This window comes from Mastigocoleus testarum BC008 (assembly GCF_001456025.1).
GTDB lineage: Bacteria > Cyanobacteriota > Cyanobacteriia > Cyanobacteriales > Nostocaceae > Mastigocoleus > Mastigocoleus testarum.
On the sequence record NZ_LMTZ01000164.1, the window covers coordinates 37,015 to 50,035 of the forward strand.

The following is a 13,021-nucleotide window of genomic DNA, read 5'->3' on the forward strand; positions in this document are numbered from 1 at the left end:
TTGTCTCGACTAAATATCTCAAGCAGCAGAAAGACTCAGGTGAATTAGTTCATTAGCAGTAATGCCAAAAATTGTCAGTATGGATTGTTCTGGACGACACAACAATGTCTTGGCAACCTGAAGCATTACTATTCCGCTATTCCCAAAAGATTTTTGGTAATCGATTGTTGCTTCAATCCGTTGAATCAAGGCAAAACCTGCAAATTGTGTCACTCGCCATAAATAATCAGGACGATGTTCTAAAATTTCTGGAAAAGTGTGAAAATAAGCTTTGGCTAGCGCAGCAATGGAAGGCTGAATCTGTTCCAAAGGAGTCATGGCTAAACGCAGAGATTCTTCAATACTCAGAGACTTACTGATAACCAAGCTATTTAGCCAGATTTGCACATAGCTGCTGATAACTGTTCCTAAATCAAAAGCAGGGTCTCCCCAAGTACAGCGCTCCCAATCAATTAGCCTGACAATGCTGTTACTTTCATGCTCCCAATCTTTGTGCAGAAGAATATTATTTAGTTTTAGGTCATTGTGGGTTAGAGAACAGGGAGTAAAAGCATTACCTAATTGAGCGATCGCCTGCCCTAAACTATTGTATCGTTGATAAAGGGCAAAGAATTTCAGACCGTCAGCAGATACCAAACCAAAAATTTCTGGACCTATGCGTTCTAAATTATTAATCCACTGAGGTATTCGGTTACTGCTTAGAGGTTCAGATCCCGTACAAAAGAAATCTTGATACTCTTGGCGATTAAATGTATGACGGTGAATGCTTCCTAGGAGAGTACCAATTGCAGCAGCGACTTCTGTAGGGTAAGTATTTTCCTTAGTGTAGAAATCCATTAAATCTCGATAATCATCTAGATATCTGAAAATAATGATGGAATTTTCTGCGTCAAAATGAAGGATTTCCGATACTAAAGGACGAAGATTACCAAGTTCTGGAAATTCCTGTAAGAATTCTTGAATTCTCCACTCACTCAAAAACTCACCAGCTGTTTTCCCTTCTTGATCGTGTCTCTCTTGTTTTACTAGCAGTTTATAACCATCTGAGAAAGTCAGCAACAAGTTAAAGTTTTTGGCTTCAAGTGGCTCAATCTTACTAAGAGCTTGCTCTGATGGATTGCATAAATCACGAGCAACTAAATAATCAAAAACATTATGAGAGTTTAATCGAAATATCATAATTTATCAAAGTAGAAATATATGTATCAATACAAAATCTTGAAGATGTAATAATGAAAATTTAATAATACAGACAACTACAAACAGTATAAGTAATAGTAATGCTCATAATTTAAATTGATGAATGGCTTTTGTACAGACTATATTAATAGGTAGTGAAATGATATATCCATGATTTAATAATATATGTGCAAGATATTTTTAACTGCAAATCATCGAATTATTAACAGTCAAATATAAAACTTTTATGTCCCAAAACTTTTGACTGGTAAAAGATCAGAGCTAAAGAAACATGTGTAGTACTTATATGAACTAACTGTAGGATAGCTATTGGATATAAATTAGTTAATGGTTTCCAGTAGAGTTATGATTTATCTCTTCAATGATATAAGCAGAATAATTTTAAATTCAAATTACCCGATTATTTATATTTGAAAATAAAACTTTTATGTCCCACAAAATTAGTTAAAACTATAAATATCACGGTATATCTAGTTTATGCTGTTATTTATTAATGGCTATTATATGAAGCAAAATTGAAAATCCTAGAATCTAACACTATTCAAATTACTTTTATTTTAGACATCAACTTTTGGTTACTACTGTTTGGTATTAGTTGTTATTCCAGCAAGCCTTAATCTTGATACTGACACCTTAAATTAGGTCATATGATAAGGTATCCTGAATTAACCTGAATTAATCTGAATTAACCTGAATTCCCTACCTGAAATAATTCTGATAGTTCCTAAATATCCTCAACTACTGAGGATAAAGCTTGAGTACACTTAATTCATCTGTTATTGCGAAAGCAAAAAGAACCTTTACTTTCCAAAAAAAATTATTTGCTTTATCTCCACCTATCTACTGATAATATGTCTGCTTAATTACTTCAGGAATTACGCAAGTAATTTTTTGAAAACAATGTAGGTAGATCAAAATCTTGAATTCTATTTATTGCTGAAAGATGCAAATCTAAAAACCAATAGTGGAAGTAAGACATGCAGGAGACAGGGAGAAAAAATCAAGTATCAGTGGAGTATGATTTTTATGTCTCAAGTTTTACCATTAAAAACAGAAATTCTATCAGGAACCGTCATTGATAATCGCTACATCATCCAATCTCTTTTGGGACAAGGAGGATTGGGAAGAACTTATTTAGCTTTAGATACTCGTCGATTTAATGAAGCTTGTGTTTTAAAAGAGTTTGCACCTACAGGAACGGGATACAATGAATTGGAAAAATGCCGTAGTCTTTTCAAAAGGGAAGCAAAAATCCTTTACCAATTTGAACATATACAAATTCCCCGTTTTCTTGCTTGTTTTGAAGCAGATGATCGATTATTCTTAGTACAAGAATTTGTTAACGGCAAAGCTTATTCCACATTATTACAAGAACGTCAAAAACAAGGAAAAACTTTTACAGAGCAAGAAGTTATTCAGTGGTTAAATAATCTTCTACCTGTTTTACAATACGTTCATAAAAACAATATTATTCATCGAGATATATCTCCTGATAATATCATGTTACCACAGGGTAAAAATTTACCTGTTTTGATTGATTTTGGAGTTGGTAAGCAAATAGCTAATATTAAAAATCTAGAGAGTTATCAACCCACAAATTTTGTCGGAAAGATGTCTCTTGTTGGTAAGTTGGGATATGCACCTCGGGAGCAAATTAGTTTAGGTTTATGTTTCCCTTGCAGTGATATTTATGCATTGGGGGTGACAGCAATTGTTTTACTTACAGGAAAAGATCCATCTTTACTTATGGACAGATACACTTTTGAGTGGAAGTGGCATTTATATACTAATGTTAGTAAAGGTTTTGCTAGTATATTAGAGCGGATGTTGGCTGATGTATATACAAATAGATATCAAACATGTGAACAATTACTTGTGGATTTAGAAAGTTTTGTAGTTACCCTACCTAATTCAGATTTCAAAAAATTGAATAATTGTCAAGCATTAGAAACAAGCTATGATTGTACATATTCTAAAACAAAGGAAGAATTATCTAGACCTGATTTATGTTCTGGAGAAACATTAAAATATTCAAGCGAATTAGCACCAACAATTATTGAAACATTTTCTATATCTCCTTTAACATCTCAAGTTAGAGGTAGAGAAAATTCTAGTTATACTTCTAATTATAATTTTAGAGAAAACAACTCTCAATCTCAAAAATCTAATGTTCCTAAAAAACTACATTCTTCATCCTCTCAACCAAAAAATGTCAATCGCCTAAAACATATTTTGTTAAACCCAAAATTTATTCAATCTTGTCAAGAAAAATTAGCTCATTACATAGGACCGATTTCAAGTTTGATTGTAGAAGATGTATTGCATGAAAATACTAATTTAAAACCATATCAATTTGTAGAAATTATTTCTAGAGAAATACCTGATTTTAAAAGTGCAAATAAATTTATAAGAGATTTAATAACCGTAGTCAATTAATTCAAATTAAATTACTTGAAATATCTTTGTCAACAAAAGATAGGTTTATCGAATAACCGAAATATATTTCTTACGATTTTTTCTACAAAATAATCATATAAAAATCAGTAATATAGATTATCCAATTTGTAGTTATTCCAAAATTATAGAGTGTCAAATTATTCTCTATTGCCAAAGTATGTAAATGCAATAAGAATAATTTGTAGGAGGTGGAATAAATGCAACAAGATACGGAAAATTTTCTATTATTTAAACTTAAGACTACATTCTTTGTAACCATAGTAATAATGACTCTAGTTAGCTGTTCTAGAGAAGTTTTCGCGGAGTCTCACAATTTAGTTCTGAGTAATTCCCAAGAAACAAAAATTCGATTTATTCCTGCACAGAAAAAGCCTCCACCAAAGAGAGGAGGTAATCCTTCTGCACCGGAAGGAACGGGAAGTAGAGGTAAATGCTTTGAGAGTCAAGATCGCCCACCATTAACTATTATGGTAGGTAGTCGCAATTTACAACTAACTATAGATAAGCGTCCTACATTTTGGATGTACACACCCTATGATCGTAAAGAACCACTTTCAGGTGAATTTTCTTTGCAAAATGGAGATAATGAAGTATTCAGAACTAGTTTTAAATTACCAACTAAATCGGGTGTTTTTAGTATCAGCTTACCACCTATAGCCCCAGGATTAGAAATTGGTAGTAAATATCGTTGGTACATTGATATTAATTGTCCGATGACGGAAGTATCAATTGAAGCACCAACTACTGTTTCATTAACTGGAGTTGTGAAAAGGGTTAATCCATCCTCTGAAATGACTATGGATTTAAGTAATGCAAAAACTCCTGTAGAAAAAATTAAAGTTTATGCGAAATATGGTGTTTGGTTTAATACTTTAACGGAGATTGCACAGCAGAGAATCAAAAAATCCCAGGATGCGAATTTAAAGAAAATTTGGATTCAATTGTTAAGTCAACCAGAAGTTGGGTTAGAAGAAATTTCCCAAGAATCGATCATAGAAAACTAAAATTTATCTTTGATAATAGGTAATAGGTAATAGGTAATAGGTAATGGGTAATGAGTAATGTTAGCGGAGCGGGGCGCGACAGCGCACAGTAATGGGTAATGAATGACTGATAACTGATAACTGATAACTGAAATCAAAGCCAATTACCTACTAAAATAAATGGTGCCCAATGATAAGGACGGTTATAATCTGTGTCGGGGTAATTTTTTAAAAAAGCAAGTTGAGCATTTCGTAGAGCTTCTGCTTTAGTAATCTTTGAATTATTAAATTTTTTGTAAAACTGGATCATAAATTCTGCCGTTGAAGCATCATTAACTTGCCAAAGAGTAGCCAAAGTACTTCTAGCACCTGCACGAATAGCAACCCCAGCTAAACCTAAAGCAGCACGTTTATCTCCTGTAGCTGTTTCACAAGCACTAAGTACTAATAATTCTACAGGAGTTTCTGTTTTAAAGTCTTTAAGTTGTAATAGTTGATCCCAATCTTTAATATTAATACGTTTGTTCCAATCTAAAACAAAAGTTTGTTCTGGATTAGAACTAAATTGTCCGTGGGTGGCGATATGAACAACATTGAAAGGAGTTGAATTAATTTGTTTTTGAATTTCTTCTTTGAGAAAATTTTTATTTTCTAACTTGTGACTTTTGCTTACTTGTTTGCTAAGCTCCGATAACTCAAGCTTGACATTTTCTAAAGGTCTTAATTTCTCTTTTTCAAAACTTGGAGCGTTATTTGCTCCAGCAATTAAAGCGTTAATTTTTTCCCTTAATAAAGGTTTTGGTGATAGTAGTTGTAAACCAGGAGTGACAGCAACTGCATATCTTTCTATAAGATATTTTTCTCCATCATGGAGGATAGATATAGGAATATTTTGTAAGGAACCATCAAGGATAAATACTAAAGTCTTGATTTGACTCTTATCCCTATCTCTACCTTTTTCTAATTCTGCCTCAAATGGTTTTATTAACCAGTCGTAGAGTTGTTTGGATGACACTTTTATTTTCCCTGTACTCGTACTCCTTCTCCTGAGTAACTGTTGTAATTTTTTTACAACTTCATCGACTTGAGAAGTAGAAACATTTTGATTTGTAAAGTGAACTAGGTTGTCATTACCTGGTAATTTTACTATTACTTCCAAGCGATTTTGTAAAATAATTGGATAAATAACTGCTGCATTAACATCTAAGTTATCAATATTTACTGCAACAGGTTTAGCACAGGCGTCTCTAAAAAAGTTATCCAATTCTGCTAATTGTAAGTTTTCAATAACATTGCGTGCTTTCATTAAATTATCTTTACTAGGTTGAGGTGAAAGCAATAACAAATCAACTAATTGTCTATATACAGGTTCTACACTATCCCGGAAAGAAAATTGAACTTCCGGACTCATCGCAACCAAATCGCTACGTAATGCATTAAGATGTTCTAAAGCTTGACTATAGTAATTAATTGCCTCAGCCTGATTTTGAGTATTTTGATTTTGAGTATTTTGATTTTGAGTATTTTGATTTCTTAGAATTCTCCCTATTTGCCATTCCCATTGGTATGCAATATCCGCTGCATTAACTCCTTGAGCAATTAGTAAGGCTGATTGAGTACTTGCTATTGCATTTGACCAATCTTTACCATTTTCATATAACTTACCAATAGTACCCAAAGCATAGGACTCTGCCCGTGAATCGTTTAATGATTTGGCTTGAGTAACAGCAGTATTTAAGATTCTAATAATATCTTTATTGTGATATATATTTTTACTTAAATTATTTAATTTAATCAAACTTTCTGCAAAATTTACGCGGGCGTAGATAGATGTTCTACTAGGAGATAATTTACTGATATCTTCAGATATTGATGATACTAAAGATTGAACTTTTTTTAATTGTCCGCTATCGATTAATAAACTTAACTGATTCAATTGTGCTTGAATTTTTGTAATTGGAGACCTTGTAGTTGTAGCTACTTGTTGATATAAATTTAAAGCATATCGATTATATCTTTCAGCATTTTGTTCATCTTTTATATCTTGTGCTCTCCTCCCTAAAGCTAAATTAGTATTTCCCAAGTTTAATAATATTTGACTTTCTTGTTGGGAAAGTTCTTTTGTTGGGCCTAATTTTTTTATTACTCCTAAACATTCTTCTAGAAGCATTTGAGAACGTTCTAAATTACCTCTTTGTCTGAGAATATTACTAATATTATTCAAACCTACTAACTTTAGGCGAGAATCTGCTTGCGCCTGGATTTGTTGTTCTGTTTCAGCTAGAATGTTGTATGCTTGCCGGTAAAGACCTAAGCTTTGTAAAGCTTGAACTTGATTAATTTTGCTCCCAATTATACCTGCTTCATACCCAGATTTTCTATATAAGACTTCTCCATCTTGCCAACTTTTTACAGCTGCTGTAGCGTTACCTTTTGCTAACTGTAAATGTCCTTTAGCATTCAATACTTGAGCCCAAACCTTGTTTATTCTTGTCTCTGGTGGTAAATTTTCTAGTAATGACAAACTAGTCTTGATCGCAGCTTCAGCTTGTTCATAATTACCCAACTTTTGCTCAGATAAGGAAATAAAACTTAATACCTGAGCCTGTTTTACTGAATCGCCATTTAATTGATAAATTTGTGCAGCTTGCTGCAACACTTCAATTGCTGCTGTAAACTGCCCATTATCATAATATCTCTTACCCATTTCTATTGATGATGAGGGTATTACCTTATCTTCAATACGAATGGGTTGTTGTGCAATAGGTGCATATCTCCACCGGGAAGCGATCGCAGGAAACACTGTTAGGATATTAAGACTAAATATTAAGCTTAAAATTGCGATCGATATAAATTTGATCGAACCTTTCATGAACTTACTACTGTTGATTATTAATTGATCCTTAAACGCTGACAATCCTCTTGACGTAACCAAGTACCTTCTTGAGTAACCTTAACTGGTTGAGAAGTTAAAACTACATTACCATTTCCATCCAATACCCAATCTTGAGCTTCCACTATTGGATTAGGTGATTCATATTTGTTCTGTTCAATTGGCTTAGATAACTGATTTTTTGTTTGTATTGGTTTAGTTTTAGGTTTGGGTTTAGATATATTTGTTTCTTGCGTAATACTCCAATCTTCCCAAGTTGAATTGGGAGAAAAAATATTATAAGGAGAAGGAGGTAAACCACCCTTCCCAGTAATGACAAATTCACTCCCTTGACGCGCAGCAATGCAAATATTTCGATTAATTAATCCCGTTGCATCAATCACATCTGTGGGAAATTCTTCCGTTCCCTGTGAAGGTTCAACAATATTATTAATAGATATTTGACCACTTAAGGAAGGGTTTTGTTGGGAAATGGCGGTAATATCACTGCTAGATAAGTTATTAGGATCTAAGTTTGCGGGATTATTTGTGTTTAATAAATTCTCTAACTCTTCTCTACTGCGTGGAGATAAACCAAAAATTCCTTGAGTAGTCACATTAATTTTCCCACCTCTACCACTAAAAGCATTAGCAGTAATGTCGTTATTCTCTTGGGGAGATGCAACAATGAAGGGAGTATCAATATTTATGTTACCGCCATCACCACCAAACTGTTGGTTTCCTGCTGTAGTGGAAATCTTACTATTATTGCGCAGTAACAACAAATCTTTGATTTTTAGAGTAATACTACCACCCGTACTACTACGAGTTTCTGCGGAGATTATGCCCTTGTCTAGAGTAAGAAAATCTGCCCCTAACTGAATATCACCACCAATACCTTCTCCTTGGCTATCAACAGCAACTGTTGCATTATCTCGGATTGTTGTAGTTCCTGAATCAATTATAATGCCGCCACCTCCGCCAATGGAATTCGGAGTTGTGTTCGCAAATATTCCAGTTTGAGAACCAGAAAGGATAATGCTATCTCTCGCTGTGATGGCGATATTGCCTGCTGTAAATTTATTTGTTGTAAAATTGGCAATTTGACTAGAATTAGTAGCTTTAAAAGTGTTTGCAGAAATTATTATAGTCCCCGAATTTCCTAATCCCAAAGTACTAGTAGAAATTGCGGCGTTGTTATCCATCTCAAAAGCATTAGTGTTAATAAATACACTGCCTGCATTAGCAATTGCCCCAGGAGCAACTTGGCTGAATACCCCACTCAAAAAATCTCCTCCGCCATCAAATTTAACCCGACCGGTGGCATTTATTCTGACGCTACCTGCGTTTCCTGATCCAAAAGTACTGGTAGAAATTTGGCCATTTTTGTCAACCTCAAGAACTGGAGTTGTTATAGATATACCACCCCCATTACCTCTTGCTAGGGGATTAACTTGACTGAATGCTCCAGTCAATAAATCTCCTTCTCCACCAAATTTGACAAAATTAGTGGCGTTAATAGTTATATCACCAGCATCACCAGTACCTTTAGTAGTAGAAGTGATTAAAGCACCATTGCTAACTTCCAGAGAAGCAGTGTTGATAATCAAGTTACCCCCTTTACCTGCAGCATCAGTTTGGGTATTCAATGAAGATTTAAAAAAACCTCTAGGGGTAGTACCAGTCAATTTCACAGACTCAGTTGCATTTACAATCAAATTTCCTGCATTTCCAGTGTCTCTAGTTAGTGTTGATATATTTGCCCCTTCTCGCACTATCAATTGTCTGACATCAATGTTGATATCTGCACCTGGCGCATCAGTACCATTATTAGCTCTAATAACAGAGGTTCTACCTATATCTAATTTTGCGGCTCGGAACGAAATGGCAGTATCTTCGTTTGGATTATTAAGCCTATTCTCCTTTACTGCAGCAATGTCTACCAAGCTTCTCGAAATATTAATATTGCCAAAATTTTGAAAATTATCATAATCTAAAATCCAATTTCGATTGATGGGTTTTAAATTGACTTGACCAATTCCAGCAACGCTACCCAATTCAATTTGTCCTTCTGGTGCATTTAAAAAAACACCTTCTATATTTATATTCCCACCAATCAGAGCCAGAGTATTGCCTGGAGATACTCTTAATCCCAAACCTTGTATGCTACTACGCCCACCGCTAATACCATCAACACGAATATCTTGGGAATTTTTCCCAAATTGTAACCCTGTGGGAACATTTATCTTTAATAAAGGTGGAGTCTGTGGATTGGTTGCACTAAATTTAAACTTATCATCAAAGACAAAACTATTTGCAGTACTCCCAACAAAAGAACCTCCTAGATCCAAACTGGAATTTTGACCAAATACGATTCCACCAGGATTAATAAAAAATAAATTAGCTCTACCATCTACACCCAAGGTTCCTAAAATATTAGATACTTTTCCCCCTGTGACTCTGGTTAAAATATTCTCAATACCTGCAGGATTATTAAAATAAACTCTTTGGGATTCTCCAACATTAAATTCGGAAAAACTATGAAATAGGTTTATTCCCCTAGTTGCACCACCATCAATTCTTTCAGCAGGTGAACCTTTAATTTCAACATTGGGAGTAACTTTTGAAGCTTCAGTTCCTAAACTTGCATCTGGGGTAATTTGAGCATTTGCCGAGCCTTGCCAAAATCCATCCAAAAAAAACAGCAAAAACTGAAGTGAAACTATTGCTGATAAACGAATCACTTTGTAAAAGATGGAATAATTCACCACAACCAAAGGTTGTCCCAACATTTTTCTGAATTACAAGATTTAGGACAGGACTAAGATTTTTATTACTATAGTTTTAACCGTCAGTAAACATTCTGTTAGGAATTTTATTCTACAAAATATAGATAGATTTGGATTTTGGGATCTCAAGGAAAAACAATAAGGAAGGGAAATGCGATCGCATATTTTATGATTTCTTCTTTCCTAAACGGAGACAATCTTCTTGATGTAACCAAGTACCTTGTTGAGTAACCTTAACTGGCTTGGAAGTTAGAACTACATTACCATTACCATCCAATACCCAATCTTGAGCTTGTACTATTGGATTAAGTTGTTCATTTTTGTTCTGTTCAATTGGCTTCGATAACTGATTTTTTGTTTGCGTTGGTTTAGTTTTAGGTTTTGGTTTAGATATTTCTCTTTCTTTCGTAACGCTCCAATCTTCCCAAGTCGAATTGGGATCGAAAAGATTATAAGGAGAAGGAGGTAAACCACCCTTTCCAGTAATAAAAAACTGACTTCTTTGACCTGAAGCAATACAAATATTTCGATTAATTAAACTTGCTGCATCAACCACATCTGTAGGTAATTCTTCTGTTCCCCGTGAGGATTCAAAAAGATTATTGATAGATATCTGACCGCTTAAGGAGGGGTTTTGTTGAGAAATAGCGGTAACGTCACTGCTAGGTAAGTTCCCGGGATCTAAATCTGCAGGATTATTCGTGTTTAATAAACTTTGTAACTCTTCTCTGCTCCGTGGAGATAAACCGAAAATTCCTTGAGTCGCTATATTAATATTTCCACCTCTACCACTGAAAGCATTAGCAGTAATATCATTATTTCCTTGGGGAGATGCAACTATAAAGGGAGTATCAATATTTATATTACCACCGTCACCACCAAACTGTTGATTTCCTGCGGTACTTGATATTTGACTACTATTACGTAGTAATAATAAGTCTTTAAGTTTAAGTGTAATATTGCCACCTGTGTTACTGCGAGTCTCAGCAGATATTGTGCCTTTATCTAAAGTGAGTAAACCTGCAACGAGTTGGATATCACCACTAATACCTTCTCCTTGACTATCTACAGAGATTTTAGCACCATCTCGGATGGTTACGTTTTGGGGATCGATGATAATACTTCCGCCTTTGCCGTTAGAGTTGATAGTAGTGTTAGCGAATATACCAGACTCAGTCCCTGATACATTAATTTTCTCTTTAACGTTGAGTGTGATGTCACCTGCGTCAAAATTACTTGATGTGGTGGTGCGAAGTCGTCCATTATTTTTGACTTCCAAGGTTTTAGAATTAACAGTAATACTACCTGCTTTACCCTCTCCTGCAGTACTCGCGTTAAGCACAGCACCATTAGTAACAGAAAGGATGTTGGTGTTGATGTTGATACCACTACCGTGTCCCGTCGCACTTTCTCCCACTGCGCTGAATGCTCCACTGGAAAATCCATCGCTCCCAATACCATCAAAAACGGCGGTATCGCGAGAGTTTATATTCACTCTTCCTGCATCTCCTTGTCCTCTCGTTGCTGCAATCAGTTGAGCACCATCTGTGACGAAAAGCGACCCACTTGTGATATTTATATCTCCCCCTTGACCTTTAGCACCCTGTTCTACATCGCTGAAAATACTACCAGCATTCAAGGAAACCGTATCGCGAGCCTTTATATTTACGTTACCTGCATCTCCCTTTCCCTCTGTATTTGTGCTTAGCAGAGCGCCATTTTTTAAAAAAAGCGATCCCGTGATAATGTTGATATCTGCACCCCGTCCCTCAGATTTTTCCTCCATAATATCGCTGAACGCACCACTTCTTCTTCCACTGGGACCCACTCCATCAAAGGAAACTCTATTTTGGGCATTAATGTTGATATTACCTGCATTTCCTAACCCAAAAATATTGGTAAATATTCCAGCACCATTGGTAAAACTAACCGATTTAGCTGTAATATTTACTTCTCCACTATTACCTTGGGCTCTACGTTGGACATTACTATATATGCCACTGCTAGTAAATAATCTTTCAGGACCACTCACACCATCAAATAAAACTAAATTACGGACATTAATACTGATATTTCCTGCATTTCCCTGTTCAAAAGTGTTGCTGGCTAGAAAAGAACCACCTCTTACAGAAACTGTATTATCAGCAGTAACTATTAAATTACCAGCATTCCCATTACCTCGACGATTACTACTAGCAATGAAAGAGTTATTATCCAGAAAGAGGGAGTGAGTTTTTATATTTATATCACCAGCATCACCAGTACCACCATTGATAGAGTTAGAAATAAAACTTATATTTTTTAGACTTATTATTCCTGTGGTATCGATCTGAATATCTCCCGCTTTACTATCGAAAGAACTTGATTTTGAAGATATTCCAGTTACTATTACACTTCCTTGAGTAAGATTCAAATTACGGGTATTAACGGCAATACTTCCGCCTGCTCCAGCTCGTGCATTTATATCAGTGCGATTGTCCAGGTAGATATCAGTTCGCGCAATATCATCGGGAAAACTTAAACTCAAATTATTACCATCTACACTCAGCCCTACCTTTGCATCACTTCCGACTGCTGCTAATTCCAGTCGTCCCCCTCGAGCGTGTAAACCTGCTCTGAATCTTTCTCCACCACCATTAATCGCAATATCTCCACCCACCAGTAGCAAACTCTTACCATCAGGTACTCGTAAACCAAAAACAGGTCTTCCCAATAAATTC

Annotated in this window: 5 protein-coding genes and 1 pseudogene; 2 read left to right on the plus strand and 4 right to left on the minus strand. The window is 35.1% G+C overall.

Features of this window, described 5'->3' with window-relative positions; translation table 11 throughout:
• Positions 1-18: 18 nt before the first annotated feature.
• Complete coding sequence (locus BC008_RS44175; protein ID WP_027845720.1) at positions 19-1,179, minus strand: phosphotransferase family protein; 1,161 nt, start codon at positions 1,177-1,179, stop codon at positions 19-21.
• A gap of 1,047 nt (positions 1,180-2,226) precedes the next feature.
• Between BC008_RS44175 and BC008_RS44180 the strand changes: the two genes are divergently transcribed.
• Together BC008_RS44180 and BC008_RS44185 are read left to right on the plus strand one after the other, a co-directional pair.
• On the plus strand, positions 2,227-3,636 hold the full coding sequence (locus BC008_RS44180) for a serine/threonine-protein kinase (RefSeq protein ID WP_027845721.1): 1,410 nt from the start codon (positions 2,227-2,229) through the stop codon (positions 3,634-3,636).
• Positions 3,637-3,854: 218 nt separating this feature from the next.
• Positions 3,855-4,661, plus strand: a complete 807-nt coding sequence (locus BC008_RS44185; RefSeq protein ID WP_036267494.1) for a DUF928 domain-containing protein — start codon at positions 3,855-3,857, stop codon at positions 4,659-4,661.
• A gap of 133 nt (positions 4,662-4,794) precedes the next feature.
• Here the strand turns inward: BC008_RS44185 and BC008_RS44190 are convergent, their stop codons facing one another.
• The 3 genes and pseudogenes from BC008_RS44190 to BC008_RS50145 form a co-directional block, all read right to left on the minus strand.
• Positions 4,795-7,512: a CHAT domain-containing protein gene (locus BC008_RS44190; RefSeq protein ID WP_027845722.1), complete on the minus strand. Its 2,718-nt coding sequence runs from the start codon at positions 7,510-7,512 to the stop codon at positions 4,795-4,797.
• A gap of 20 nt (positions 7,513-7,532) precedes the next feature.
• Entirely contained in the window at positions 7,533-10,304 is a 2,772-nt protein-coding gene (locus tag BC008_RS44195) for a two-partner secretion domain-containing protein (protein ID WP_058184814.1), read from the minus strand.
• 163 nt (positions 10,305-10,467) lie between these two features.
• Positions 10,468-13,021, minus strand: a pseudogene (locus BC008_RS50145) (S-layer family protein); the annotation flags it as partial.

Coding starts and splice junctions, on each gene's coding strand:
- BC008_RS44175 (WP_027845720.1), bottom strand. CDS start 1,179: ATGATATTTCGATTAAACTCTCATAATGTTTTTGATTATTTAGTTGCT.
- BC008_RS44180 (WP_027845721.1), top strand. CDS start 2,227: ATGTCTCAAGTTTTACCATTAAAAACAGAAATTCTATCAGGAACCGTC.
- BC008_RS44185 (WP_036267494.1), top strand. CDS start 3,855: ATGCAACAAGATACGGAAAATTTTCTATTATTTAAACTTAAGACTACA.
- BC008_RS44190 (WP_027845722.1), bottom strand. CDS start 7,512: ATGAAAGGTTCGATCAAATTTATATCGATCGCAATTTTAAGCTTAATA.
- BC008_RS44195 (WP_058184814.1), bottom strand. CDS start 10,304: ATGTTGGGACAACCTTTGGTTGTGGTGAATTATTCCATCTTTTACAAA.